Here is a 25,525-nt window from a genome sequence, read left to right as displayed (position 1 = left end):
TCCAGAATCTCGTCGCCGCCAGCGTCCCGCAACTGGCGGCGCCAGCGTCACCTGCTCGACCAGAGCGGCACGCTGCTGTCGCAGATGAAAAGCAGGCTGCTCGAAGCCGGCCTCGATCCGACGCAGGTCAAGTATATTCAGGAAGTCGAGGCGAGCATCATCAAGCGCGTCGAAGACATCCTGGCACCGATCGTCGGCCCCGGCAATGCACGCGTCCAGATCGCCGCCGACATCGACTTTTCGCAGAGCGAACAGACTGCCGAGACGCATCGGCCGAACACGACGCCGCCGGAGATCAGCATTCGCAGCCAGCAGACCAGCGAAACCGCCAGCACCAGCCCGACGGCGCAGGGCGTTCCCGGCGCGCTCAGCAATCAGCCGCCGGTACCGGCGACGGCACCGCTGACGCAACCCGCGGTGGCCAGCCGGGGCCGCCGCCGCGCCCAGCGGCCCAGCCGCTGCCCGGGCAGATCAATGCCGCCGGCGTGCAGGCACCGATCGCCAGCGTCGGCCAACCGATCAGCACCAGCAAGAACTCGACGATCAACTACGAGGTCGACAAGACCATCCGCCACGTCAAGCAATCGGTCGGCACGATCAAGCGCCTGTCGGCGGCGGTGGTGGTCAATCAGCGCAAGGAAATCGGCAAGGACGGCAAGTCCGTCAGCAAGCCGCTGCCGGACGCCGAGCTGAAGCAGATCAGCGATCTGGTCAAGGAAGCGATGGGCTTCAACAAGGATCGCGGCGACACCATCTCGGTGGCCAATGCGCCGTTTACGGTGCCATCGAAAGGACGAAGGACTGCCGCCTGGCGTGACCCGGAAATGGTCTCCCTGGCGAAGGATCTGATCAAGTACGGTCGCTTGCCGCGATCATCGCCTATCTGCTGCTCGGCGTCGTGCGGCCACTGCTCAAGACCATGCTTCGAGCCCCTGCCGAAGCGAGCGGGCGTCGGCAGCAGATCGACCTGCTTGCCGATGAAGAGGCGAAGAACACCAGCCGGAGCATGTTCCGACGGCGGCGAGTTGCTCGAGAAGACGACTCGCCGAGGCGCGCGCACTGGCGCAGCAGGACCCGCAACTCGTAGCCAACATCATCAAGGAATGGATGGGTGCCAATGGCAGCTGACGACGGCGTCGAGAAGAGCGCCATCCTGCTGATCGCTCTCGGCGAGGACTATGCCGCCGAGGTGCTCAAGCATCTCGGTCCGAAGGAGGTGCAAAAGCTGGCCACGCCATGGCGGCGCTGAAATCGGTAGCCGCGCACGCGCGTCGAAGAGGTGCTCAGCGAATTCCAGCAAGTCGGCCGAAGAATCGGCCGCGGTGCACGTAGACACGGACGCCTATGTACGCTCGGTCCTCACCAAGGCGCTCGGTGACGACAAGGCCTCGAACCTGATCTCGCGCATCCTGCAACCCGGCGATACCAATGGGATTGAAGGCCTGAAGTGGATGGATGCGCCGACGGTCGCCGATCTGATCAAGAACGAGCACCCACAGATCATCGCGACGATTCTCGTCCACCTGGCGCATGATCATGCCAGCGAGATCTGAACCAGTTTTCGGAACGGCTGCGCAACGACGTGGTCCTGCGCGTGGCCACCCTCGAAGGCATCCAGCCGGAAGCCCTGCGGAGTTGAACGACGTGATGCTGCGCCTGCTCTCGGGTTCTGCCAGCATGAAGAAGTCCGCCATGGGCGGCGTGCGAACGGTCGCCGAAATGCTCAATTTCATGGGCAGCGCCAACGAAACCGCGGTTCTCGACTCGATCCGCGAATACGATCCCGACCTGGCGCAGAAAATTCTCGACGAGATGTTCGTCTTCGAGAATCTCCTCGATCTCGACGACCGGGCCATCCAGCTGCTGTTGCGCGAGATTCAGTCGGAGTCGCTGATCCTGGCCATGAAGGGTGCCAACGAGCCGCTGCGCGAGAAGATTTTCAGGAACATGTCGCAGCGCGCTTCGGAGATGTTGCGCGAAGATCTCGATTCGCGCGGCCCGGTTCGCCTCTCCGAAGTGGAAGCCGAGCAGAAGGAAATCCTCAAGATCGTCCGCCGCCTGGCCGATGAAGGCCAGATCGTGCTCGGCGGCGCGGGTGGCGAGGAAATGGTCTGATACGGCAACGGAAATCATGAGCAAGCTGGATTCCCAAGGACAAGCTGACCGCCTACCAGCGCTGGCAGGTGGCTGACCTTCGATGAAGAACAAGGTCTCGGCAGGCGGCCCGGCCACCGCAGCAGCGACCGTGCCGCTTGGCGTGCCGGCGAAGAGGAAGCGACCGCCTGCCGGAGCCGGTGGCTGTCTGCCCAGCGCCGAAGAGGTCGACGCGATATCGCCGGCGAGGCCAGCACGCTGCCGGCCATGCCGCCGGCTACAGGAAGGCATCGCCGCGGCACAGGCTGAGGCGATGGCCCGGCATCGCCTCGCTGCTGGACAAGCTGCACCAGGCGCTGGCGGTCATCGATCAGGGAGTCGCCGATCAGTTGCTGGCTCTGGCGATCGAAATTGCCAATCAGGTCTTGCGGCAGAGTCTGCGCGTGCAGCCGGAACTGCTCTTGTCGGTCGTCAGGGAAGCCCTCAGCACCCTGCACCCGCATCACGGACAGCCCCTGCTGTTCGTGCACCCCGATGATGCCGCGCTGGTGCGCAAGCACCTCGGGGAGCAGCTCTCGCACATGCCACTGGCGAATCATCGACGACAGCACGCTGACGGCTGGCGGCTGTCGAGTCGAACTGGGTGCCAGCGAAGTCGACGCGACCCTGGAGACGCGCTGGCGGCGCGTCATCGAGGCCATCGGCGTCAGCCAGGAATGGCTCCGCAGCCTGCCAGCGACCAGGATGACCGATCGCCCGGATAACCAGCACCTGCTGGCATGGGGCGACTTCCTCGAGGGCTGCCGGCAAACCGCCAGCCAGGTCAACCCGCTGCTCGCCAGCGGCCACCTGACGCGCATCAACGGCCTGGTCATGGAAGCGTCGGGGCTCAAGTTGGCGCTCGGCAGTTCCTGTCGGATCACACCTCTTGGCGGCTCGCCGATCGAAGCAGAAGTGGTCGGCTTTCATGGCGAGCGACTCTTCCTGATGCCATCGGAGGATGTCTACGGCTTGTCGCCGGGCGCCCGCGTGGTCGCTCTCGATACCCCCAATCAGCCCCCGCAGGTCGGTCTGCCGCCGCCGGCGCGCCGGCGCTCGATCGACCGCGCCAAACTGGTTCCGGTCGGCGACTCGCTGCTCGGCCGTGTCCTCGATGGTGCCGGCCGGCCACTCGACAGGCTCGGCCCGCTGCACGCGAAGTCGCTTCGCCCGCTGCAGAGCCGGCCCGTCAATCCGATGTCCAGAGCAGCGATCGAGCAGACGCTCGATGTCGGCATGCGCGCCATCAATGCCCTGCTGACCGTCGGCCGCGGTCAGCGCATGGGGCTGTTTCGCCGGCTCGGGCGTCGGCAAGAGCGTCCTGCTCGGCATGATGGCCCGCTACACGGCGGCTGAGGTCATTGTCGTCGGCCTGATCGGTGAGCGCGGCCGTGAAGTCAAGGAGTTCATCGAACAGATTCTTGGCGACGAAGGCCTGCGCCGCTCGGTGGTCGTCGCCGCGCCGGCTGACGTCAGCCCGTTGATGCGTCTGCAGGGCCGCAGCCTACGCCACCTGCATCGCCGAATACTTCCGCGATCAGGGCCGGCACGTGCTGCTGATCATGGACTCGCTGACCCGCTACGCGATGGCGCAGCGCGAGATTGCCCTGGCCATCGGCGAACCGCCGGTCACTCGCGGCTACCCGCCCTCGGTTTTCGCACGCCTGCCGCAGCTCGTCGAGCGCGCCGGCAACGGCCTCGACGGCGGCGGTTCGATCACCGCCTTCTACACCGTGCTCGCAGAAGGCGATGACCAGCAGGACCCGATCGCCGACGCCGCCAGAGCCATCCTTGACGGCCACATCGTGCTGTCGCGGACGCTCGCCGATGCAGGCCACTATCCGGCCATCGACATCGAACAATCGATCTCACGCGCCATGGTCAACCTGGTCAGCCCCTCGCATCTCGAGACACATCCGCCGGTTCAAGAGCCTCTTTGCACGCTATCAGCGCTCGCGCGACCTGATCAGCGTCGGGGCCTACGCCGCAGGTTCCGACCCGCAACTCGACCAGGCGATCGCCATCTATCCGAGGTTCGAGGAGTTACTGCAGCAGAACCTGGTCCAGCGCGCGACGTTCGCCAGCAGTGTCGCGCATCTGCACGCCTTGTTCGGTGCCGCTGCTTGACCTGCATGGCGCCGAACCGCGGTTGCACCTCCCATTCCACAGGCTAGGCGTGGCCAGACCCTTTTCTCTGCAGAGTGTTCTCGACCTGATGCGCAGTCGCAACGACGAGGCGACGCAAGGCCTGGCGCGTCTGATTGCAGCCGAACGTGACGGCAGGAAGAAGCTGACCATGCTGTTGCAGTATCGGGACGAATACGCGGCCCGTTTTCGCGAGGCGGCCCAGGAGGGGCTGGCGCAGCCGGCATGGCGAAACTACCAGGATTTCCTGGAGCGTCTTGACGAGGCGATCCAGCTGCAGCTCACAGGCCGTCGCCCAGCAGGCAACGCACACCGCAGCCGGCCAGGAAGACTGGCACCGGCAGCGGAGCCGACTGCAAGCCTTCGCTACGCTTGCCGAGCGTCACCGCACCAGCGAAGCACAACAGGAGAGTCGCCAGGAGCAAAAGACCCAGGACGAGTTTGCTGCCCGCATGCGGGATGACGAGCAGGGACGCTGAACTAATCATGGCACGATGTTTGCTTTTATGGCAGGAGTAGTTTCCAGACGGGATCGACCATGACCATCGCCATCGTTCCAACACTCGTGAAATCACCCATCCGGGCCACTCCCGCCGAGGGCGCGGCCAATGGCGCCGCTGCTACGCCCACTGCGGACATCAGCGCGGACTTTGCCAGCATACTGCTCGGCCTGCCAGTCGCCGTGGGCAAGTCCGTGCCCGAACAGGAAGCGACTGCCAGCGGCGAGGCAGTCATGGCGGAAAGCAGCGTTGCCGCTGGCGACCCAGCGCTCCTGGCACCGTTCAGCCCGCCGTCGCTGAATCAGCCAGGCGGCTCGCAAGGCGCAGTGGGTCAGGAGTTCGAGGCGTCGAGGCAAACGCGGCCAGATCCACTCATGACTGCGACGTCAAGCAGAATTGCCAGAGAAACCCGGCAGGAACCCCCGGAAATCCAGGGTGCGGCCGGCGATCGCCAGCAGCAGTCTCCGTCCGGGGCATCGGCCGCTGATGACCAACCGGCAAAATTTGCCGTTTCTGCGTTCGCCGCTCCCCCGGCCGAGCGAATCGTACCCAACAGGCCGGAGGCTGGTTCACCAACGAGTGTCCTGAACACGCTGCCGAGCGCGCCAACCCCGGTCAATGGTGCGGTGAGCCACGACATCCCGCACCACCTGCAAACGACACTACGTGATCCCTCCTGGGCGGGCGACTTTGGTCAGAAATTGCTGTGGTTCGTGGGCAACGAAAAGCAGTCCGCCACAACTCACTCTACATCCGCCACAACTGGGGTCGATCGAGATCACGCTGAACCTTGACCAGGACGGTGCCAACGCCCACTTTGTCTCGCCCAACGCTGAAGTTCGTGGCACGCTTCGAAACGGCCGTGCCGCGACTGCGCGAAATGTTCGCCAGTGCCGGGATTGCCCTTGGGACAGGTCAGTGTCGGCAGTGAATCGTTCCGTCAGCAGCCGGACGGACAACGTCAGCCGTCGCACCAGCCCCGCCCGTTGGCCGATAACGCTATACTTGGCATCGATTCGGCTGGCGTCCTGACGAGCGCGCTCTTCGTCACGCAGCGCGGGCAGGGGATGATCGACACTTTCGCATAGAAATACCCGTCCGGCCTGGCCGCAGCAAGCGAGTACCGGAATGGACGAGGCCGCAGAACCAGGGAGAGAAACGCTGAATGGCCAAGGATGCAAAGCCCGCCAACCGAGGGCACGGACGCCGCGCCGGCAAAGAACAGCAAGAAACTGCTGATCATCATCTCGCTGCTGGTGCTGGTGCTCGGCCTCGCCGGGGTGACCAGCTTTCTGCTGCTGAGGCCGGCGCCGGAACATGACGACGACGACGAGCGAAGTCGCCGTTGAAAAGGCCAAACCGGCCAAGAAGAAGAAGGCAGACCGGGGCGCGCCGCCCGTCTATGTCGCGCTCGATGCCTTCACCGTCAATCTCGTACCGAAACGTGGCGACCAGTTTCTGCAGTTGATCCTGTCGGTCGAGGTCGACGATCCGCAGACCGGCGACCAGCTCAAGCTGTACACATGCCCAAGCTGCGCAACGACCTGACCTTGCTGCTGTCGAGCAAGAAGGCTTCGGATCTGATCAGCAAGGAAGGCAAGGAAAGCTCGCGCAGGAGATCAAGGAGAAGATCAACAGCGTTCTCGATCCCGCCGGCAAAGGGAAGAAGCGGGACTCGCCGGTCAAGGAAGTGCTGTTCACCTCGTTCATCATTCAGTGATCCGCAATGAGCGCCGATTTCCTCTCGCAGGATGAAGTCGACGCCCTGCTCAAGGGCGTCAGCGGCGAAGCCGACGAGCCCGAAGCGGTCGACGAGGCTTGCGACGGCCCGCGTTCGTACAACCTCGGAACGCAGGAGCGAATCGTCCGCGGGCGCATGCCGACGCTCGAACTGGTCAATGAGCGTTTTGCCCGCTACCTGCGCATCGGCCTGTTCAACTACATGCATCGCAGCGCCGAGATCTCGGTCGGTCCGATACGCGTGCAGAAATACAGCGAGTTCACTCGCAATCTGGTGGTCCCGACCAACCTGAATCTGGTCGCGCCAAGCCCCTGCGTGGCACGGCCTTGTTTGTCTTCGACCCGAGCCTGGTTTTTCTCGTGGTAGACAACATGTTCGGCGGCGATGGCCGCTTTCACACGCGGGTCGAAGGCCGGGATTTCACGGCCACCGAGCAACGCATCATCCAGGGGCTGCTGGGGGTCGTGTTCACCGAGTACGCGCGCTCCTGGAAACCGGTCTATGACCTGACTTTCGAGTACATCCGCTCGGAAATGAATTCGCAGTTCGCGAACATCGCGACCCCGTCCGAAATCGTCGTGGCAACGACCTTCTCGCTGGAATTCGGCGGCTCGAGCGCGGACATGCACATCTGCTTCCCGTACTCGATGATCGAACCGATTCGCGACCTGCTGTACAGCGCCATGCAGAGCGATCAACTGTCAACCGACCGACGCTGGATCGTCATGTTGCGCAAGCAACTGAAGAACGCCGAAGTCGAGATCACGGCCAGACTGGCGACGACGACGCGTCAGCCTGCGCCAGATTCTGACGATGAAGGTCGGCGACATCATTCCTCTCGACATCCCGGACAAAAGTCATCGCCCTGGTCGACGACGTGCCGCTGATGGAATGCCGCTACGGGCAGCAGGATGGCAATACGCGCTCAAGATCGACCGCTTCATGGCCGCCGATCAACGAGGAGCCCCTGCGGAGAAAGCAATGGCTAAGGAGAAACCGACGATTTCGGAAGTCCGGCGACCGACGACGTCGGCCTCGACGACGACTGGGCGCGGCGATGGCCGAGCAGGCGCATGGCGGAAGCCGCCACCGGCCGCCAAGCGCAGCCCGCCAACATCTTCCCGAGCTTCGATGAACCGGGAACAAGGCCTCGCTGATGAACGAACTCGACATGATCCTGGACATTCCGGTCCAGATCGCGGTCGAACTCGGGCGCACCAAGATCACCATCAAGAACCTGCTGCAACTGGCGCACGGCTCGGTCGTCGAACTCGACGCGATGGCCGGCGAACCGCTGAGTGTCTTTGTCAATGGCACGCTGATCGCACAGGGCGAGGTGGTGGTGGTCAACGACAAGTTCGGCATTCGCCTGACCGATATCGTGACCCCCTCCGAACGGGCCCGCAAGATCGGGCATTGAGCGTCTGCACCTTCCTCTGATGCGCTGCGCCGCTCACGCGCGCCGTTTTGACCTTGTCCGCTTGCTTTAAGATGTGGACCAGCACCCAGCTCTGGCCGACCCTCGTGATTCGACACCTCAAACCCACCTTTTCCAACAGCCGACGCAGCGCGTATGGCCTTCTGTTCGCGCTGTTTTGCCGGGTTGCGCCCTGGCGCAGGCGGCTGCGAGCGAAACACCGGGCGTTTCCGCGGCACGATGCTGCAGACCGTGCTCGGCCTGGCCGTGGTCATCGGCATTCTGTTTCTTGCTGCTTACTTGTTGCGCAAGCTCAACGGCGGTCGTGGCTTTGGCAGCAACGGCCCGTTGCGCGTCGTCGGCGGCCTGATGATTGGTACCCGCGAGCGTATCGTGCTGGTCGAAATCGGCGACACCTGGATCGTCGTCGGACTCGTGCCGGGCCAGATCCGGACCCTGCACACGCTGCCGAAGGGCGAGCTCAAGCCCGGTAGCGACGGCGAACGGCATTTTGCCCAATGGCTGAAACAGATCACCGAGCGCAAGAATGAAGGATGGCTAGACTCCCGGCTGGCTCGTCTTGCTTGGACTGGTCTCGCCACTGGCGGCCTGGGCACAGGCCGGCGGCCTGCCGGCGCTGACCAGCACGCCGGGCGCCGGCGGCAGCCAGACCTACACGCTGTCGATCCAGACCCTGCTGACGCTGACCGCGCTGACCTTCATCCCGGCGGCGCTGCTGATGATGACCAGCTTCACGCGGATCATCATCGTCCTCTCGCTGCTCAGGCATGCGCTGGGACGCAAACCTCGCCGCCCAATCAGGTGCTGCTCGGTCTGGCGCTGTTCCTGACTTTTTTCATCATGTCGCCGGTGCTCGACAGCGTCTACAGCGAAGCCTATCTACCCTGTCGGAAAACAGGATCACCTACCTGAGGCGATCGAACGCGGCGCCGTGCCCCTGCGCAAGTTCATGCTCAAGCAGACGCGCGAAGCCGATATCGCGCTCTTTGCGCGCATGGCCAACGCACGCCTTCCAGTCGGCCGACGACATTCCGATGCGCCTGCTGATCCCGGCCTTCGTCACCAGCGAGCTGAAGACGGCCTTCCAGATCGGCTTCATCATCTTCATTCCCTTTCCTGATCGTCGACATGGTCGTCGCCAGCGTGCTGATGTCGATGGGCATGATGATGATGTCGCCGGTGATGATCGCCTGCCCTTCAAGCTGATGCTCTTCGTGCTCGTCGATGGCTGGCATCTGCTCCTCGGCTCGCTGGTCGCGAGCTTCGCCACATGACGCCCGAACTGGTCATGGATATCGGGCGTCAGGCGGTCGAGATGACCTTGCTGCTGGCCGCGCCGCTGCTCCTGGCGGCGCTGGTGATCGGCCTGATCGTCAGCATCTTTCAGGCCGCGACGCAGATCAACGAGCAGACACTGTCCTTCATTCCCAAGCTGGTCGGCATGTTTCTGATCCTTCTCCTGGCCGGCCCGTGGATGCTGGGGATGATGGTCGACTACGTGCGGCGGCTGTTCGAGAGCATTCCGCAGACTGGTCGGCTGAACGCCCGATGATCAGCCTGACGTCGGCCGAGATCAACGCCTGGATCGTGGCCTTCTTCTTCCCGCTGGCGCGCGTCCTCGCCGTCCTGGTCAGCGCGCCGCCATTCAACAACCCCGCCCTGACCGTCCGCGTGTCCGGCTGCTCCTCGGCCTGGCGATCACCCTGGCCATCGCCCCGGCGCTGCCGCCGATGCCCGCTCGACCCGGCGTCGGGTGCGGGTCTGCTGATCCTCGCGCAACAGATGCTCATCGGCTTTGCCATGGGTTTCGCCATGCGCCTGGTGCTCAGCGCAGTCGACCTGGCGGGCAGCATGATCAGCCTGCAGATGGGTCTCGGCTTCGCCAGCTCGCCTACGACCCGCAGACCGCCGGTCAGACCGGGGTGGTCTCGGAGTTCCTGGGGCTGCTGGCGCTGCTGGTTTTCATGGCCATCAACGGCCACCTGATGGTCATCGCCACCCTGACGCACAGCTTTACCGCCATCCCCGTCGGTGCGGCAGCCCTGACGCCGGCAGCTGGTGGAAGCTGGCGCGTTCCGGTGCGGTGATCTTCTCGTCGGGCTACTCCTCGCGCTGCCGATTCTGGTCGCGCTGCTGATCACCAACCTGGCGCTGGCCATTCTCAGCCGCGCCGCGCCGCAACTCAACCTGATCGCGATCGGCTTTCCGCTGACCATCACTCTCGGCTTCGCCGGACTGATGTTCGGGCTGTCGTATCTGGCCAACCCCTTGCAGCAGCTGTTCGAGTACGGCCTGCAGTCGATGCTCGGCAATTTCTCGACCAGCCGCGCGCTAGGTGCACCTTCTCCAGGATCACTTCGGACCATCTGGATCACGCCTTCCGCGTAGCGATGCGTAAAAGGCGTGCTCGACTCGACACCCTCGGAATAGTCGAGAATCCGGTAGCCGAGGAAAGCCATGTTCGCGCTGCAATTGCAGCGCTCGCCGCTGAAGAATCAATCCGGACTCACCATCACCGCCGGTGCGAAAGCTCTTGGCGCGCATCGACAGGCGGTAGGTGGTAGATGACATAGGCGACAATCGCCGCCCCGACGCCAAACTGGAGGTAGGCTGCGGGTCCCCCGTATTCACTGAGCGCATAGCCTACCGTCCCGACCAGGGCGGCAGCCTTGACGGGTGGAAGGCTCAGGGTTGGGTTCGGCGACTGGGTAAACGCATGATCGGGCACGCTCTGCTCCGCACTCGGCGGTGCGTGCCAATCGACGGTACCACAGGCGACCACCAGCAGTGCTGGCACAAGACAGGCTACGGTCCGCATGCGAGCCCTTGTCTGCGATCAGATATAGTTGAAGAGGCTCAGGCCGCTGATCTGGACAAAAGACTTTTGCGCCGCTTCAAGGCTCACCTGCTGGCGCGTGAAATCCGAGATCGCCTTGACGTAGTCCAGATCCTGCAGTTCCGACAAGGTCTGCTGATATTGAATATCGACAGCGGCAGCGTTGCTGCTCAGGGCATCAAGTTCCTGCATGCGTGCGCCGACGCTGGCATGTACGCGGCTCACGTTGGCCATTGCCTGATCAAGATTGGTCAAATGCCCTCCCAGCTGACCGGAAAACGCCGTCCTAGCCGCAGGCGAACCGATTGGCGCGTGCAGCAGGTCGATCAGGTCCTGCATGGTTTGAAAAACGCTTTTGTTGGTGCTCGGCGTGATGGTGAAGGTGTCGCCGGCGGCAGGTGCCCCATTGATCACGACCTGGGCACCGAAGTCAGCAGCTGGCAAGGTGGTGACCAGAGGGATGACCTGGCCTGAAGCAAACGGGATGTCCGCGCCGCTGACGTCGGTTGGCCCACCGGGCGTCGACATGTCGAATAACCGGTAGAACCCCGGAGCCGAAAACCGGACCTGCAGCTCGCGATTGCTCGGCCCGTTCCAGGGGAAGCTGTTCAAGGCGCTTTGCCACTTCTGATGATCAAGGACCGACCCAGCCTCGACTATCCCGGATCCCTGATTGGGAGAGCCGGCGTTACCGCTGGCTGCGGTCGAAAAAATGCCATTACCCGCCCGAACGTTCATGAACAAGTCGCTGCCTGTAACGTTGACTGCCATCTGCCGCGAGGCGCCGACCTGCAGCAATCGCTCGCCATCATCACCCGAATAGCTGACTGACAAGGTGCCGGGCGGGGCTGCTGCAGGGCTGCGTACAAAGGGTTGTGTGTTCCCCTGGTAACCGGAAAACAGGTAATCTCCTTCGGCGCTGCGGCCATTGGCGATGCCCAGCATCTCCTCAAGACGTACCTCAAGTTCCGAAGCGATCGCCTGGCGATCGCTGTCGGCGAGCACTGTGTTGCCGGCCTGAACGGCCCGCTCACGAATGCTCTGAAGCACATCGGTCAGAGCGCTGAGCTGGCTGTCGACCAGGCCGAGACGATCACTCGCGTCACCCTGATTCCTGGCGTACTGGGCCGCCACCTCCCGGCTCTGTGAAACCATCAGAGCTTTGGCCGAAGCGATGGGGTCGTCCGCCGGAGTCAGCATCCGGCGCCCGCTGGAGATCTGGTTTTGCAGCTTCAGGAGCTCATTCTGGTTGCGTTCGATTCCGAGCACGCCGGTTCCGTAAATCTGACTGGTGCTGATACGCATGCGAGCCCCCCTAGCCAGCGGCTATCTGCAGAATGGTGTCAAAAAGGCTGGCGCCAATCTGCATTGCTTTCGCCGCCGCCTGATAGGCCTGTTGATAGCGGATCAGATTGGCCGCTTCCTCGTCGAGATTGACTCCCGAGAGCGATTCCCGGCTCGCCTGGGCCTGCGCCAGTATGGCCTGCTGGGCGTCGCTGGTGACCTGTAGCTGGCGAGTCTTGCTACCCGCTTCGCTGACCAACTGCGCGTACGCTTCCTGGAAGGAAGCTTTGCTTCCAGACATCGTGTCCTGTATCTGGAGTTGGCCGAGAGCCAGTGCGTTACGCCCGTCGGCGACCGCCGCCGGATTGAGGTCGATGGAAAACCTGTCGCCATTGTTCGGCAGACCTGCAATCGAAAAGCTGACACCAGAGGGTGGGACCGATCCAACGATCGTCATGGTCGCCCCACTCTTGTACGGCACGATGCCACCGGGGGCTAGTGGAACAATCACACCATCGACCGCCACCTGTGCCCCAGCAGGGAAACCCTGCAGATTGCCTCCCTGGTATTCCATGATGAACGGCAGCGGTAGCAGCGGGGCGACGGCCGCTGGATAACCTGGCCCGATGCTGGCAGCCGAAATCGTCGCTGCGCCGGTGTTGTTCGCTCCAGCCGCACTGCGGATTGGCCCGGCAGCCGGGATAAGACCCGGGTCGGCGGCCAGCACCCGATTGACCGAAAGGTTGCGGGCAGCGTCGCGAGTTGGCTGGATCAGATAGCTCGCACCCGCTGGCAGCACCCCGGCAGGGGCGAGAGTAAACCCTTGCGAGTCCAGCAACAGCGCGTCGTTGACATCCTTAAGAGTTGCCCCCGACCATTGCTTGTTGTCTGACAGACGAGTCAGCGTGGCATTGATCCCGTCGGAAGTGAGCCGGTAATCGCTATTGCCAAGGTCGGTATAGAAGTTGCCACTGAAAGGCAGCGTGACGAAGGTCGCACTTACCGAGGGACTGCCCGCCGGGTTATTGGCGTTGGCGATTACCGCCGGCGCGGAAACATCGAACAGCGCCGATTCAAAGCCTGCCGGCGACAGCAGTGAGCGGCCTGAAAGATCCTGGCCGAGAGCGCTCTGGGCATTGAAGGTCAAGGCCAGCGACGCGGCGTTGCGTCCCAGGTCACGGCTTGCTCGATCCAGAGACTCACTGCGAAATGCCAGAAGCCCCCCCAACGTGCCCCCCTTGAGCAGCTTCTCCGGCATCTCCTGGGTGCTCGCCGGGCTCTTCAGGGCGACCACCACACGCGACGGATCAGCCGCCGAGGACATTGTCGCAAGAGCGACCGCCTGGGAACCAACCACCAGTTGCTGACCACTACCGATATAGACGTTGACGCTGCCATCGCTGTTGCTCGTTGTTTTCGCCCTGATCAGCCTGTTGAGTTCGAGGATCAGTTGATCCCGGCTGTCCAGCAGGTCGTTGGCGGGCTGGCCAGAAGCCACCTGTGCGAGGCCGATTTGCTGGTTCAGCGAAGCAATCTGCTCAGCGTAGGAATTGATGTCGGCAACACTCGCCTTGATTTCGCCATTGATGCCGTCATTCATCTGCGCAAGCTGGCTGCCCAGCGACTGATAACGAGCACTCAGTGCCTCCGCCGTCGAAATCATCGCCTGGCGACTCGGCAAGTCCGAGGGCTTGGCAGCAAGCTGCGCGACGCTGTCGAAGAAGTCCTGCAGCGCTGGTGACAGACCGGCATTCGGATCGGCCAGCAGATTGTCGATCTGTCGGATTTGAGCGTAATAACTGTCAAGTTCGCTCGCACTGCTCTGCGAACCAACCACCTGTTCGGTCAGGAAGCGGCTATAGACACGTTCGATCGTCGCCACGTGCGTGCCCTGCCCAAGAAAGCCAGCGCCGGTCAGCAAACCGGGATTGCTCTCCTGAATCGTCCGCTGGCGGGTATACCCGGGGGTATTGGCGTTGGCGATGTTGTGCTCGGTGGTCTGCAGGCCAAGTTGAGCGGCGTACAAACCACTGACACCTGTACCGATGATCCCTGTGCCCATGGCGTCAGTTCCTAGTTGCTTGTTCTATTGAAGTATAAACGGCAGCTTCAGCGGTAGGTTTAGCCCTGGTTTGAGAAATCAGTCCAGCAACTAGGCGCTCAAGGCCTGGCGCAGCGTCGTTCCGCCGATGATCCGTGCCAGTTTGTCGGCGTACATCGGGTCGGTTGCGTAGCCCGCCTGCTGCAGGGAACGCGCAAACTGCACACCGTCCTGCTGACCGATCACCGCGGCATAGCGGGAATGGCTGCTCAACAGCCGCGCATAGTCGCGAAAGGCTTCGGCATAGGAGCCATAGGCGCGGAATCTTGCGCGCGTGGTCTGCGCTACACCATTGACGAACTCGGTGGTGGGTACCTCGACGGTCGGCCCCGCCCAGCGACCCCCGGCCTTGATACCAAACAGGTTGAAGCTGGGCGCGCCATCCGCAGTCCTGATCTCGCGTTTTCCCCAACCACTCTCGAGCGCTGACTGGGCAACCAGAAAACGCGCCGGGATACCTGTCAACGCCGCCACTTCAACGGCGTGTGGCCAAACCCGATCGACAAATTCGCGTGGACGCGATGGGGCGCCGGTCGTGACTTCGCGAGGAGCGGTCACGCCAATGGTCCGCTGCGCACCGGCCGCAGCACCATTGGCGGGGAGCCTCGTCGCGTACCGTGAGAGCAGCGACTTTTGTGCGGCATCGAACGGAGACGGCGTGGCGGCGGCCGAGGCGCCGGTGGCCTGTCGAGCCAACTGCTTCTCGATCATTGCCGCGAAACCCATTGGTGCCTGCGAAGCGAGGTCCTGCGCCATTTGTTGATCGCCGATTGCTGTGAAAAACCGGCTTTGCTCGCTGTCCAGCAGGCTTCCGGCGGCCGTCGCATCGCGCATGCTTTTCAACATCAAATGCAGCAGCATGCCCTCGAACTGTTGTGCCGCCTGTTTCACCCCGGCCTGCGGATCCTGCCTGAGCCGGGTGCGGAGATCACCAGCAACAGCCGGGTCGAGGACCAGACGAGAAGTGCCGAGATCACTGGCTTTCATGATAAATCCCTTGGCATTTTCCAGGCGACATTGGCTTAAATGATCTCCAGCTCGGCGCGCAGTGCGCCCGCTGCTTTCATCGACTGCAGGATGGACAGCAAGTCCTGCGGCCCAGCGCCCAGCGCGTTGATTGCTTTCACCACGTCAGAGAGCTTGACTCCCGCTTTCAACTGGATCAGCGAACCACCACCCTGTTTGATATCGATCTCGCTCTGCGTGGTCGTCACTGTCTGCCCGGGAGCCAGCGAATTGGGTTGACTCACCTTCTGCTCGGTATTGATCACCACCGAAAGACTGCCATGGGCAACCGCACACGATTCGATGGTCACTGTCTGATTCATGACGACCGAGCCAGTCCGCGGATTGATGATCACTTTGGCAATGGTCTTTGCCGGACGCACTTCGAGATCCTCAATCCGTCCCAGGAAAGCTACCCGAAGATCGGCGTCCTCGGGTGCAGCCACGCGGATGAGCCTTCCGTCTACGGCCTGTGCGGTGCCCGGACCGACCTCACGATTGATCACCTCGACGACCCGCTGGGCCGTACCAAAGTCGGTCGTTCCCATCTCGTAATGGATGAACGGCCCCTGTCCAAGAGCTGTCGGAACCTCACGCTCGACCGTGGCACCGCCGACTACACGCCCCGCCGAAAGATGGTTCACCACCACCTTGCTCCCCCCGGCGGTGGCTCCGGCGCCGCCGACCAGGAGATTCCCTTGCGCCTGCGCGTAGATTTGACCATCGGCGCCTTTCAGGGGCGTCATTACGAGTGTCCCACCACGCAGACTCTTGGCGTTGCCCATTGACGAAACAGTCACGTCGATCTGCTGCCCGATCCTGGCGAAGGGAGGCAGATTGGCAGTCACCATCACGGCGGCGACGTTCTTCAGCTGGAGCGTTTGGGTGGTCGGCAGGGTGGTGCCGAGCTGTGCCAGCATGTTGATGATGCTCTGCTGAGTAAAGGGCGTCTGCGTCGTCTGGTCACCGCTACCGTCGAGACCGACCACCAGGCCATAACCAACGAGCTGGTTATTACGCACCCCCTGCACAGACGCAAGATCCTTGATCCGCTCCGCCGAGGCCGAGGTGCCGAACAGCGCCAGGGCAAAGCCGGCAACGATTGCTGCTCGACGCAGCCAGATGCTGGCTTGACTGTGCATGAACCGGGCCATTTCCCGTTCTCCTAGAATGGCAGGAAGGTCAGGAAGAAGCGCGCCAGCCAGCCGATGACCTGGGCTTCGCTGATGGCACCGCTTTCCTTGTATTCGATACGCGCGTCCGCAACCTGCGACGACGCGATGGTGTTGCTCGCATTGACGAAATAGGGATTGACGATACCGGAAAGGCGGATGTACTCCTGTCCATGGCCAATCGCCACCTGCTTCTCGCCGGAAACCAGCAGATTGCCGTTCGGCAGCACCTCGATGACCGTTACCGTAATGGTACCGGTGAACACATTGTTCGCGGCAGCGTCGCCCTTGCCACTGCCAACGTTGCTGCTGCTTGCCTTCAGCTCGGTGAGTGTCTTGCCGGGCAGATTGAGGTTCGGCCCGATTGAGGCGTTGATGCTGCCGGTCTTGGAGACGTTGGTGTTCGACTTGGTCGCCGCCGACGTGTTCTCGGTAATCGTCACGGTGATCGTATCGCCGACATAACGGGCGCGCCGGTCTTCAAACAGCGTTCGCGATGCACCGGCCTGATAAATGCTGCCAGTCGCCGCGAGGCTGGCAGCCAGGGTCTCTGGCCGGTACTGTGGTCGCGCGCTCATCGGCTGATGGACATTGGTTGGCGGGACCGTCGTGCAGCCGGCCGCCAGCAGCAGCGCAGGAACCAGCAGCAGCGATTGGTTGACGATCCGCCCCTTACTCATCATCAGCTCCCTACAGCTGCGTCAGACGCGCCAGCATCTGATCAGAGGTCGACACCACCTTCGAGTTGAGTTCGTAAGCACGCTGCGTCTGAATCATCATCACCAGTTCCTGCGCCACATTGACGTTTGAGGCCTCGACATAGTTCTGCACAACGAGTCCTGAGCCATTGGTTCCAGGTGTGTTGGGCGTCGGCGTGCCGCTTGATGCGGTCTCCAGGTAGAGATTCTCGCCGACACTCTGCAAGCCACCGTTGTTGATGAAGGTGGCCACCTGTATGGTCCCGATCTGAACCGTTGCGGCTGAATTGGGCTGGGTAATGGTGACCACGCCATCGGTGCCGACGGTGATCGTCAAAGCGTTCTGTGGAATCGTGATCGCTGGCTGCAAGGGATAGCCATTGGCCGTGACGATCTGCCCCTGGTTGTCCTTCTGGAACGATCCGTCACGGGTATAGGCGCTGGTCCCGTCCGGCAGCAGCACTTCGAAAAAGCCTGCACCGTCGATCGCCATGTCGAGGCTGTTGCCGGTCTGCTGCAGCGATCCCTGGGTGAAGATGCGACCGGTGGACACCGGTGTCGTCCCGAGTCCGATCTGCAGGCCATCAGGAATCTGGGTGGTCTGCGACGACTGGGCGCCAGGCTGGCGCAAGGTCTGATAGAGCAGATCGGCGAAGATGCCACGCGCCTGCTTGAAGCCGTTGGTACTGACGTTCGCCAGATTGTTGGCGATGATGTCTATCTGCACCTGTTGGGCGTTGAGGCCGGTACTGGCTGTCCATAACGAGCGAATCATGGGTGTGTCCTATCAGCGGTTCATCGTGAGCAGCTGGGTGGCCGCGCGCGCATTGGCATCGGCAGTCTGCAGCATCTTGATCTGCATCTCGTATTGGCGTGCCAAGCTGATCATCCTGACCATGGAGTCAACCGAGTTGACGTTGCTCCCCTCCAGAGCCTCCGGCGCGAGCTTCACATTTTCGTCGGTAGCTGCCGCAAGGCCGTTGCGGGTCCGGAACAGCCCGTCGTCACCACGTACCAGCTCGTTTTCCGGCGGATTGGCCAGTTTGATTCGACCAACTATGTTGGTGTTGTTGATCGCTCCCGCGCCTAATCGCGGAATGCTCGAAACCGTTCCGTCCGGGGCAATCACGATGTTGTTGTCAGGCGGCAGCGAGATCGGACCGCCCTCGCCAAGGACGTTGAAGCCGGCGCTGGTCTGCAGCACACCGTTGGCATCGGTCTTGAGGTTGCCGGCGCGCGTATAGGCCTCGCCGCCATCGCTTCCTTGAACGGCGATCCAGCCGGCACCCTGGACGGCGATGTCGAGAGGGCGACCTGTAGTCGTCACCGGTCCCTGTTCGAAGGCATTGGCCACTGATGCATTGGCCGTAAACGCTCGCGTCGGCTGTCCCGGGCCAAGCACCGGTACGGCGCGGAACCTGTTCTCCATCGCGCGATAGCCGGTGGTGGCGGCATTGGCCAGGTTCTGCGCAACGCCGGCCTGCTGCAGGAAAGCCTGCTTGGCGCCGCTCATTGCAGTATAGATCAGACGATCCATCCAGCCTCCGCTCCCGTTCTGCCTGGCCTGGCCACCTAGCGCAGGTTGATCAGGGTCTGCATGATCTGATCCTGGGTCTTGATCGTTTGCGCGTTGGCCTGGTAATTGCGCTGCGCCGTGATCATGGCCACCAGTTCCTGGGTGAGATCGACATTCGAGTCCTCAACCGCAGCCGACTGGATTACACCACGACTTCCTGACGCCGGAGCGCCGATCAGTTCCGGACCGGATACCGAGTTCGCGCTCCACTGGTTGTTGCCCAGATTCAGCAGGCCGTTCGGGTCGGCAAAAGTGGCCAGCACCAGTTGCCCCATGTTGCGCGTCTGACCATTGCTGTAGCGCCCCTGCAGAATGCCGTCGCTGCCAACACCAACTCCTGCCAGGTTACCCGAGGCATATCCACCCTGTGTCAGGCGATCGGGGGTCGATGCACTTCCAAACTGGGTGGTGCCGGTGAAATCCATCTTCCCTGGTGACCAAGGTGTGACCGCACCGTTACTCAGGTTCCACTGAGGAAGTTGAGGTGGTACCAGCGGAATCAGCGTACCGGTGTTAGTAAATGCCAGGGTTGTGAAGGGGACGGCCCCTGCGAGCGGGTTGGCGCCATCCAGTGTCGCGTAGACGTCCCACTTGCCCCCAACGGGTGGCACCGCCGGAGGTTGGAGAACGTAATAAGTGTTTAGATTGTGCGAGACGCCGAGGGTGTCGAACACCGTAAGGGCTGTTGCAAAATTGTACGATCCCGGTACGACGGGATCAAACGCCACCAGGGGAACCGTGTCGCGCGAGTCCAGATTGAGCACTGCGCCGAGGTCTCCCGACAACGGATCACTGGTTGCCCGCGGCGGAATCTGGCTGGCTGACAACTGCAGTTCGACCGGACTGGACGCAGAGATCAGGCCATTAACACCCGCCGGGTAGCCGGTCAGGCGAAGCTGCTGGTCGTTGACGACGTAGCCCTCCTTGTCGAGGTGAAATTGCCCGTTGCGGGTGTAGCTTACGGCTCCATCGTCACTCATGCGAAAGAAGCCGCCGCCATTGATCGCAAGATCCATGCCGTTGTTGGTCGTCGTCAGATTTCCCTGGGAAAACTGTTGCTGGATCGCTGAAACGGCCACCCCAATACCGACCTGGGATGCGCCACCGACACCCAGCGAAGCCGCGAAGACGTCGGAAAAATTGGCGTTGGCGCTCTTGAAACCAACCGTGCTGGCGTTGGCGACGTTGTTGCCGATCACATCCAGCGCCGTTGCCGCGGCAGCCAGACCACTCAAGCCCTGTTGGAAACTCATCCTTGCCCCCTAGTCCTGAAGAATCTGCTGAACCTGGTCAAAATCCACCCTGCCCAAGCCGCCGAGGTCAAGCTCGAAACCGCTCTTGCCTCTCACTAAAGCAGAAACCACGCCAATCTGCAGCGTTTCTGCGGTCACCTTTTCGCCGCCACGTACGGCGTTGACCGCAAAGCCATAGCTGCCAGGCGGCATGTCCACCCCGGCATCGCTCCTGCCATCCCAGACGAAGCTGAAGCTGCCTGCTTCGCGCGCACCGAGATTCTGACTTTGCACCACTGTGCCGGCGGCATCCAGAATCTTCAGCGTCACACTGTCTGCCGGCCCGGCCAGGTTGACGCCAGCACCGGCCTGGCCATTGGCCAGGGACAGGCGTGAGCCGGCAACCAAAACGCTCTTGCCAATCAAGGCCGCAGCCTGCATCGCCTGGCCGTCGTTGAAAGTATTCAGCAAGGTTTCCAGCGTCGCGTTGAGTCTCTCGATACCGGTCACGGTATTGATCTGCGATAGCTGGGTTGTAACCGCAGCGTTGTCGAGCGGGTTGAGCGGATCCTGGTTCTGCAACTGGGTTACCAGCAGCTTGAGAAAGCGATTCTGCACCTCTTCACTGGTTACGGCCGAACCGATTGCCTTGCCCTGCCTGGGCGTTGAGCGCGGCAAAGGTGTCGCTGAGGGGACTGTTTGATTGAACGGCTGCCATGGGTTACTCCTCGATGATTCGATTCCTACTGGCCGAGCGCCAGCGTCTTGAGCAGCAGCTGCTTGGCGGTATTCATGACCTCAACGTTGGTCTGATAGGAGCGTGCCGCCGAGATCATGTTGGTCATCTCATCGACCACGCTCACATTGGACATCGCGACGTAGCCTCTTTCGTTTGCGGCGGGATTGCGTGGGTCATAAACCAGGCGGCCCGGACTGCTGTCCTCGACCACTTGCTTCACCCTCACCCCTTGAGCGGCAGCATGGCCCATCGGGGTCGCCGCAAACACCACCTGTTTGGCGCGATAAGGCTTGCCGTCGGAGCTGACGACACTGTCAGCGTTCGCCAGGTTGCTGGCCACCGCGTTGAGGCGCATTGACTGCGCGGTCATGGCACTGCCGGCCACGTGAAAGGCACTGAACAAGCTCATCGCTATTGTCCCTGCAGCGCCGTCATCATGGTTCTGATCCTGCTAGTCAGGAAAGTCAGGCCGGCCTCGTAGTAGAACGCGTTTTCAGCGAACTGGGCTCGCTCGACATCCATTTCCACCGTATTCCCATCAGCGCTTGGCTGCGTTGTCTGGCGATACAGCAGGCGCATCGGGCCAGAGTCCCCTGGGCTCATGCTCCCCGGAATATGGCGTGGGGAGGTCGTAGCTAACATCACGCCACCCTGGCTACGGCCGCTCAGCGCATTCTGCAGCGCCGCAGTGAAATCGAAGTCCCTGGCCTGGTAGCCCGGGGTATCGGCGTTGGCGATATTTCCTGCCAGCACCTGCTGCCGATTGGCGCGCAATGTCAGTGCCTGCTGTTGCATTTGGAGCGTGTTGTCGAGCTTGCTGACCACGATCACCTCTTCCCGCGATGTAATTACCACCCTATCAAGCAATAGACGTGCCATTGCACGACCTGGCCACCAGCCATCGATTCGGCGTCGATGGGCTCAGGCGACACACCGCAAGTTGCCGCCCTTCCGGCAAATATTGCCGCCAGCCAGCCAGCATCGGTCGATGACTCACCATCGTTCTCTCGCGCCGGCGAGGCAGATTGAGGCAGAATATCAGTATGAACAACCATTCCACTGTCACCCGCCTGGCCAGGCTGCCTCGCTGGATCCCCGTGCTGTTTGCCGTGGTGGCCAGCACCGTATGCGCCCAGACCTCCTTGTCCGAGGCGCTGGACCAGTATCTGCGTATCCAGACTCAGGGATTGCCGGGGAAGGTGAGTTACAGCGTCGGACAGCTTGACCAACACGCTCAGCTTGCACCATGCAGCGCCTTCGAGCCGTTTCTGCCGCCGGGAGGTCGGCTCTGGGGCAGGGCAACGGTCGGAATACGCTGCCTCGGTCCGACCAGATGGACGGTGTATGTCCCGGTACAGATCAGGGTAACGGGAAGCTACCTGGTCACGGCACGCCATTTGACACCGGGACAGATCGTTAGCCCTGCCGATGTCCTCGCTCAGAGCGGTGACCTCGGCGCTCTGCCCGCCAGCGTCCTGACCGACCCGACGCAGGCCATCGGCAAGACGGTCAGGAACGGTATCGCTGCTGGTCAGCCACTGCGCAGCGATCTGCTGACTGCGGCTTGGGCTGTGCAGCAGGGGCAAAGCGTCAAACTGCTATCAACGGGCGCCGGTTTTACCATCAGCAACGAAGGAAAGGCGCTCAACAATGCCACTGACGGGCAGATTGCTCAGGTGCGGACAACTTCCGGTCAGGTCGTCAGCGGGATAGCCCGCAGCGGTGGGGTGGTCGAAGTGACTTACTGACCCGACGCTTTTCATGAATTCCTGACGAAAAATGTTAAAGTTGCAGCGTTGTTCGCCGATAGATGGATTGAGTACAACCGTTCAAAGGGCACGACCGTGAAGATCGACAGCACCACGACCACCGCCAGTACTTTCGGTGAGACACGCAATCGCACCACTGTCACGCAACCGGCAGCGGGTCCGGCGGCGGAGGTTCATCTGAGTGACCTGGCCGCACAGCTGCAGTTTTCGGGAGATGCGCCGACGTTCGATGCCAGCAGGGTTGCTGAAATCAGCCAGGCGATTGCCGAAGGCCGTTTCACGATCAACGCGGAGGCCATTGCTGACCGCCTGATAGCCTCAGCCAGCGAACTCGTGGGTTCGCAGCGGCGCCCTTGACCAGAGAAGTTCTGATGACGGAGGCTGGGGAGGATTTCTCGCGCGCGGTCGAGGCCGAAGTCGCCGCGGTTCGGCGCTTTGTCGGCCTGCTTGAGCGCGAGCAGACCATACTCAGCCATGGGGATGTTGATCAGTTACTGGAGTTGCTACCGGAGAAGAACGGGCTCACCGCGCAGCTGACTGCTCTCGCCATCCAGCGCAGCCAGGCGCTCGCCAAAGAGCGGCTGACAGACGATCCCGCCGGCGTCGCCGCCTGGTTTGCGGCCCACCCCTCCGAGACCAGCGCTCGCGCGGCTTGGTCGTTGCTCCTGCCCATTGCCAGACAGGCGCACGAACTGAATCGTGTGAATGGCGATCTGATCCAACTGCGCATGCGACACAACGCACAGGCACTCGAAGCCCTCCTGGGTAGCAGCGACGCCCTCGGTTTGTATGGTCCGAACGGGCAGAGCACGACTGCCAGCAGCCGCCGCATCAGCGACAACGCCTAGCCCGTCAGTATCAGCGGCGCCCCTCTGTCGGAACTGCTCGCTGCCGAGGCGCCGCGCCCTGCCCCTGAAGGTCAAGCTCTGTTCCCTTCTCGGGGATATCGGAGTCGATCAGAATCGTCACCCGCCGATTGCGCGCCCGCCCATCTGCCAGAACATTGGGCTCCACGGGGCGGGTATCGGCATAACCAATCGCTGTCAGGCGTTCGGAGGCAACACCCGCATCGGCGAACAGGCGCAAGACCGTCGTCGCACGCACGGCAGAAAGCTCCCAGTTCGAAGGAAACTGAGTGTTCTTGATCGGAACGTTGTCGGTATGCCCTTCGATGGTAATCGGGAAATCCGAGGCGACGAGTACCTCGGCCACCGATTGCATGGCTTTTCCAAGTGCCGGCTGGAGCAGTGCCTGCCCGGGTGAAAACAGGATGCTGTCGTTGATTTCTATGCTGACGCCGCGGCTGGTTTCGAGGACGCGGACCTTGCCCTGTTCAATGAGCGGCGCCATCACTTCAAGAATGTCCTTCGCGACGTGGCGCATTTTCTCGCGCTGTTTCTGCTTGACCGCCTCCTTGCTCGCCAGACTGTTCGGCGTCGGCGGTGGCGGGGTCGGCACGACCATTGGCGTCTGGCCGGCACTATTGACGGGGACGTTGCGAAAGGCGCTGACCATCGAATTGCTCAGAATGCGATACTTCCCCTCATTCACTGACGACAGGGCGTACATCACCACGAAGAAGGCAAACAGCAGGGTGATGAAGTCAGCGTACGACACCAGCCAGCGCTCGTGATTGTCCCGCTCGTCTTCGCTCTTTCGCCGTGCCATCGCTTAGAAGAGATAGCCTCGCAAACGGCTCTCGATGATGCGAGGGTTGTCACCGTTGGCGATGCCCACCAGCCCGTCGACGATCATTTCGCGTTGCACAATGAGGCGATTGATGTGCGTCTTCAGTTTATTGGCCATTGGCAGATAAACCAGATTGGCCAAGCCAACGCCATAGATCGTCGCGACGAACGCCACTGCGATACCAGCACCAAGCTTCGACGGATCCGAGAGATTCTCCATCACCTGAATCAATCCCATCACGGCACCGAGAATACCGATGGTTGGCGAGTAACCACCGGCGGCTTCCCAGATGCGTGCCGACAGTTTCATCTCTTGTTCAAAGGTACTGATCTCAACCTCCATGACCTCGCGCAGTCTTTCCGGCTCTGCGCCATCGACCAGCAATTGCAGACCCTTGCGTGTGAACTCGTCCTTCAGTTCACTGACGATTGCGTCCAGTGCCAGCAAGCCCTCTCGCCGCGAGACCTGGCTCCAGCTGGAGACCTGCTGGATCAATTGCAGATGATTCACCACCGGCGGATACCACATCCATTTCACCATCCGGATGCCGCGGACAAACGTGGCGTAGGGACTCTGCAGCATGACCGCACCAAGCGTACCACCAACGACGATCAGCATGGCCGTCGGCTGCGACAGTGAACCGAGATGGCCTCCCTCCAGAATCTGACCGCCGATAATCGCCAGCAGGCCGATCATCAGACCGATCACGCTTAGCCTATCCATGACGAACCGCTTTCGTTGTTCCCTTGCCGCCGCCGTCGAACAAGCGGGCGCGCAGCCTCATCACCGCCTGGCTGTGCAGCTGACACACACGTGACTCGGTGACGCCCATGACCTCTCCGATCTCGCGCAGATTGAGATCCTGTTCGTAGTAGAGCGCCATCATCAGGCGTTCCCGCTCTGGCAGAAGTTCAATCGCCTGAACCAGGCGTCGGCGAAGATTCTCGTCTTCGAGGATCTTCGCCGGGTCTCCGCCGTCGTCCGCCAGGTGACGCTCAAGGAAACCCTCGCCTCGCTCGGTAACCATGTCCTCCAGGTATACCAGCTGATGCCCGCGAGCATCCTGCAGCATCTGCTGATAGTCGGCAAGGGCCATGCCCAGGGAGTCAGCAAGCTCCTGTTCGGTCGGTGCACGGCCATTCTCCTGTTCAAGTTGCGCAATGGCGGCTTCGATACGCCGCGAGTTGCGACGCAAGCTACGCGGCAGCCAGTCGTTCTCGCGCAAGCCGTCGAGCATTGCACCACGCACACGCTGCGCCGCATAGACCTCAAACTGAGCCCCCATCTGCGCCTCGAAACGGCCAATTGCGTCAAGCAGGCCGAGCATTCCGTTCTGCACCAGATCGTCCACCTGTACGCTCGCCGGAAGACGAGACATCAAGTGACTGGCGATGCGCCTGACCAGCGGCGTGAATCGCTGGACAAGCTGATCCTTGTTGAGCTGACCAGCAGCGTTGTACATGCGTT

30 protein-coding genes and 9 pseudogenes are annotated in these 25,525 nt (G+C 62.0%); 24 read left to right on the top strand and 15 right to left on the bottom strand.

The window, feature by feature from the left end:
* Positions 1-84 precede the first annotated feature (84 nt).
* The 21 genes and pseudogenes from V5B44_RS26850 (at position 85) to V5B44_RS20075 (ending at position 10,345) form a co-directional block, all read left to right on the top strand.
* Positions 85-693, top strand: coding sequence for a flagellar M-ring protein FliF C-terminal domain-containing protein (locus V5B44_RS26850; RefSeq protein ID WP_434735502.1), 609 nt, complete (start codon positions 85-87; stop codon positions 691-693).
* Entirely contained in the window at positions 618-1,160 is a 543-nt protein-coding gene (locus V5B44_RS20160; RefSeq protein ID WP_434735501.1) for a flagellar M-ring protein FliF C-terminal domain-containing protein, read from the top strand. The genes V5B44_RS26850 and V5B44_RS20160 overlap by 76 nt, the downstream gene beginning before the upstream one ends.
* Positions 1,118-2,115 (top strand): annotated as a pseudogene (fliG, locus tag V5B44_RS20155) (flagellar motor switch protein FliG). Before V5B44_RS20160 ends, fliG begins: the two are co-directional and overlap by 43 nt.
* 179 nt (positions 2,116-2,294) lie before the next feature.
* A pseudogene (locus V5B44_RS26845) lies at positions 2,295-2,615 on the top strand (FliH/SctL family protein); the annotation flags it as partial.
* A gap of 13 nt (positions 2,616-2,628) precedes the next feature.
* Positions 2,629-2,733: pseudogene (locus V5B44_RS26840) on the top strand (hypothetical protein); the annotation flags it as partial.
* A 105-nt stretch (positions 2,734-2,838) separates the two neighbouring features.
* Positions 2,839-4,260 (top strand): annotated as a pseudogene (fliI, locus tag V5B44_RS20145) (flagellar protein export ATPase FliI).
* 88 nt (positions 4,261-4,348) lie between these two features.
* Positions 4,349-4,498 (top strand): annotated as a pseudogene (locus tag V5B44_RS20140) (flagellar export protein FliJ); the annotation flags it as partial.
* 37 nt (positions 4,499-4,535) lie between these two features.
* Positions 4,536-4,757 (top strand): flagellar FliJ family protein, encoded by a 222-nt coding sequence (locus tag V5B44_RS20135; RefSeq protein ID WP_332360863.1) that lies wholly within the window; start codon positions 4,536-4,538, stop codon positions 4,755-4,757.
* 59 nt (positions 4,758-4,816) lie between these two features.
* Entirely contained in the window at positions 4,817-5,572 is a 756-nt protein-coding gene (locus tag V5B44_RS20130) for a hypothetical protein (RefSeq protein ID WP_332360862.1), read from the top strand.
* A complete protein-coding gene (locus V5B44_RS26835) occupies positions 5,469-5,810 on the top strand; it encodes a flagellar hook-length control protein FliK (RefSeq protein WP_434735495.1) in 342 nt (113 codons plus the stop codon). The genes V5B44_RS20130 and V5B44_RS26835 overlap by 104 nt, the downstream gene beginning before the upstream one ends.
* 143 nt (positions 5,811-5,953) lie before the next feature.
* The gene (locus tag V5B44_RS20125; RefSeq protein WP_332360861.1) at positions 5,954-6,127 is read left to right on the top strand and encodes a hypothetical protein; all 174 of its coding nucleotides are present in this window, start codon (positions 5,954-5,956) and stop codon (positions 6,125-6,127) included.
* The gene (locus V5B44_RS20120) at positions 6,096-6,326 is read left to right on the top strand and encodes a flagellar basal body-associated FliL family protein (RefSeq protein ID WP_332360860.1); all 231 of its coding nucleotides are present in this window, start codon (positions 6,096-6,098) and stop codon (positions 6,324-6,326) included. Before V5B44_RS20125 ends, V5B44_RS20120 begins: the two co-directional genes overlap by 32 nt.
* Positions 6,268-6,498: a flagellar basal body-associated FliL family protein gene (locus V5B44_RS20115; RefSeq protein ID WP_332361005.1), complete on the top strand. Its 231-nt coding sequence runs from the start codon at positions 6,268-6,270 to the stop codon at positions 6,496-6,498. Before V5B44_RS20120 ends, V5B44_RS20115 begins: the two co-directional genes overlap by 59 nt.
* Positions 6,499-6,504: 6 nt before the next feature.
* Positions 6,505-7,473, top strand: a pseudogene (gene fliM, locus V5B44_RS20110) (flagellar motor switch protein FliM); the annotation flags it as partial.
* A 119-nt stretch (positions 7,474-7,592) separates the two neighbouring features.
* A pseudogene (gene fliN, locus V5B44_RS20105) lies at positions 7,593-7,939 on the top strand (flagellar motor switch protein FliN).
* A 153-nt stretch (positions 7,940-8,092) separates the two neighbouring features.
* Positions 8,093-8,413 (top strand): annotated as a pseudogene (fliO, locus tag V5B44_RS20100) (flagellar biosynthetic protein FliO); the annotation flags it as partial.
* Positions 8,414-8,516: 103 nt separating this feature from the next.
* A pseudogene (fliP, locus tag V5B44_RS20095) lies at positions 8,517-9,231 on the top strand (flagellar type III secretion system pore protein FliP).
* Positions 9,228-9,509, top strand: coding sequence for a flagellar biosynthesis protein FliQ (fliQ, locus tag V5B44_RS20090; protein WP_332360859.1), 282 nt, complete (start codon positions 9,228-9,230; stop codon positions 9,507-9,509). The pseudogene fliP and the gene fliQ overlap by 4 nt, the downstream one beginning before the upstream one ends.
* Positions 9,506-9,943: a flagellar biosynthetic protein FliR gene (locus tag V5B44_RS20085; protein ID WP_332360858.1), complete on the top strand. Its 438-nt coding sequence runs from the start codon at positions 9,506-9,508 to the stop codon at positions 9,941-9,943. The genes fliQ and V5B44_RS20085 overlap by 4 nt, the downstream gene beginning before the upstream one ends.
* The gene (locus V5B44_RS20080) at positions 9,880-10,044 is read left to right on the top strand and encodes a flagellar biosynthetic protein FliR (RefSeq protein ID WP_332360857.1); all 165 of its coding nucleotides are present in this window, start codon (positions 9,880-9,882) and stop codon (positions 10,042-10,044) included. Before V5B44_RS20085 ends, V5B44_RS20080 begins: the two co-directional genes overlap by 64 nt.
* The gene (locus V5B44_RS20075; RefSeq protein ID WP_332360856.1) at positions 10,016-10,345 is read left to right on the top strand and encodes a flagellar biosynthetic protein FliR; all 330 of its coding nucleotides are present in this window, start codon (positions 10,016-10,018) and stop codon (positions 10,343-10,345) included. The genes V5B44_RS20080 and V5B44_RS20075 overlap by 29 nt, the downstream gene beginning before the upstream one ends.
* A 124-nt stretch (positions 10,346-10,469) precedes the next feature.
* On the opposite strand, the gene V5B44_RS20070 is transcribed toward V5B44_RS20075, so the two are convergent.
* The 12 genes from V5B44_RS20070 to flgB form a co-directional block, all read right to left on the bottom strand.
* Positions 10,470-10,775 (bottom strand): hypothetical protein, encoded by a 306-nt coding sequence (locus V5B44_RS20070; protein ID WP_332360855.1) that lies wholly within the window; start codon positions 10,773-10,775, stop codon positions 10,470-10,472.
* 18 nt (positions 10,776-10,793) lie between these two features.
* On the bottom strand, positions 10,794-12,098 hold the full coding sequence (flgL, locus tag V5B44_RS20065; protein WP_332360854.1) for a flagellar hook-associated protein FlgL: 1,305 nt from the start codon (positions 12,096-12,098) through the stop codon (positions 10,794-10,796).
* A 10-nt stretch (positions 12,099-12,108) separates the two neighbouring features.
* Complete coding sequence (gene flgK / locus V5B44_RS20060) at positions 12,109-14,139, bottom strand: flagellar hook-associated protein FlgK (RefSeq protein ID WP_332360853.1); 2,031 nt, start codon at positions 14,137-14,139, stop codon at positions 12,109-12,111.
* Between the two features lie 90 nt (positions 14,140-14,229).
* Positions 14,230-15,165: a flagellar assembly peptidoglycan hydrolase FlgJ gene (flgJ, locus tag V5B44_RS20055; RefSeq protein WP_332360852.1), complete on the bottom strand. Its 936-nt coding sequence runs from the start codon at positions 15,163-15,165 to the stop codon at positions 14,230-14,232.
* 35 nt (positions 15,166-15,200) lie between these two features.
* Entirely contained in the window at positions 15,201-16,325 is a 1,125-nt protein-coding gene (locus V5B44_RS20050; RefSeq protein ID WP_434735500.1) for a flagellar basal body P-ring protein FlgI, read from the bottom strand.
* A 23-nt stretch (positions 16,326-16,348) separates the two neighbouring features.
* A complete protein-coding gene (locus tag V5B44_RS20045; RefSeq protein ID WP_332360850.1) occupies positions 16,349-17,038 on the bottom strand; it encodes a flagellar basal body L-ring protein FlgH in 690 nt (229 codons plus the stop codon).
* A gap of 7 nt (positions 17,039-17,045) precedes the next feature.
* A complete protein-coding gene (gene flgG, locus V5B44_RS20040) occupies positions 17,046-17,828 on the bottom strand; it encodes a flagellar basal-body rod protein FlgG (protein WP_332360849.1) in 783 nt (260 codons plus the stop codon).
* Between the two features lie 12 nt (positions 17,829-17,840).
* Complete coding sequence (flgF, locus tag V5B44_RS20035) at positions 17,841-18,590, bottom strand: flagellar basal-body rod protein FlgF (RefSeq protein ID WP_332360848.1); 750 nt, start codon at positions 18,588-18,590, stop codon at positions 17,841-17,843.
* Between the two features lie 35 nt (positions 18,591-18,625).
* Positions 18,626-19,882 carry a flagellar hook protein FlgE gene (flgE, locus tag V5B44_RS20030; protein ID WP_332360847.1) on the bottom strand — a complete coding sequence of 419 codons (1,257 nt, stop codon included), beginning with the start codon at positions 19,880-19,882 and terminating at the stop codon, positions 18,626-18,628.
* Between the two features lie 9 nt (positions 19,883-19,891).
* Positions 19,892-20,479: a flagellar hook assembly protein FlgD gene (locus V5B44_RS20025; protein WP_332360846.1), complete on the bottom strand. Its 588-nt coding sequence runs from the start codon at positions 20,477-20,479 to the stop codon at positions 19,892-19,894.
* A gap of 125 nt (positions 20,480-20,604) precedes the next feature.
* Entirely contained in the window at positions 20,605-21,009 is a 405-nt protein-coding gene (gene flgC, locus V5B44_RS20020) for a flagellar basal body rod protein FlgC (protein WP_332360845.1), read from the bottom strand.
* A gap of 2 nt (positions 21,010-21,011) precedes the next feature.
* Positions 21,012-21,479 (bottom strand): flagellar basal body rod protein FlgB, encoded by a 468-nt coding sequence (gene flgB, locus V5B44_RS20015; protein WP_434735494.1) that lies wholly within the window; start codon positions 21,477-21,479, stop codon positions 21,012-21,014.
* Between the two features lie 164 nt (positions 21,480-21,643).
* Between flgB and flgA the strand changes: the two genes are divergently transcribed.
* The 3 genes from flgA to V5B44_RS20000 all read left to right on the top strand — a co-directional run bounded on the left by flgA (position 21,644) and on the right by V5B44_RS20000 (position 23,217).
* Entirely contained in the window at positions 21,644-22,348 is a 705-nt protein-coding gene (flgA, locus tag V5B44_RS20010) for a flagellar basal body P-ring formation chaperone FlgA (protein ID WP_332360844.1), read from the top strand.
* Between the two features lie 96 nt (positions 22,349-22,444).
* Complete coding sequence (gene flgM, locus V5B44_RS20005; RefSeq protein WP_332360843.1) at positions 22,445-22,726, top strand: flagellar biosynthesis anti-sigma factor FlgM; 282 nt, start codon at positions 22,445-22,447, stop codon at positions 22,724-22,726.
* A gap of 14 nt (positions 22,727-22,740) precedes the next feature.
* Positions 22,741-23,217, top strand: coding sequence for a flagella synthesis protein FlgN (locus V5B44_RS20000; protein ID WP_332360842.1), 477 nt, complete (start codon positions 22,741-22,743; stop codon positions 23,215-23,217).
* A gap of 10 nt (positions 23,218-23,227) precedes the next feature.
* Here V5B44_RS20000 and motD read toward each other — a convergent pair whose 3' ends face one another.
* Genes motD through V5B44_RS19985 form a run of 3 tightly spaced genes read right to left on the bottom strand, consistent with a single transcriptional unit; the run spans position 23,228 to position 25,520 of the window.
* Positions 23,228-24,037 (bottom strand): flagellar motor protein MotD, encoded by an 810-nt coding sequence (motD, locus tag V5B44_RS19995; RefSeq protein ID WP_332360841.1) that lies wholly within the window; start codon positions 24,035-24,037, stop codon positions 23,228-23,230.
* A gap of 3 nt (positions 24,038-24,040) precedes the next feature.
* Positions 24,041-24,781 (bottom strand): flagellar motor protein, encoded by a 741-nt coding sequence (locus tag V5B44_RS19990; RefSeq protein WP_332360840.1) that lies wholly within the window; start codon positions 24,779-24,781, stop codon positions 24,041-24,043.
* Positions 24,774-25,520, bottom strand: a complete 747-nt coding sequence (locus tag V5B44_RS19985; protein WP_332360839.1) for an RNA polymerase sigma factor FliA — start codon at positions 25,518-25,520, stop codon at positions 24,774-24,776. Before V5B44_RS19985 ends, V5B44_RS19990 begins: the two co-directional genes overlap by 8 nt.
* Between the last annotated feature and the right edge of the window lie 5 nt (positions 25,521-25,525).

It is taken from the genome of Candidatus Accumulibacter necessarius (genome assembly GCF_036625085.1).
The sequence above is the reverse complement of the archived record's forward strand: the minus strand, read 5'-3'. Positions and strand labels throughout refer to the sequence as shown.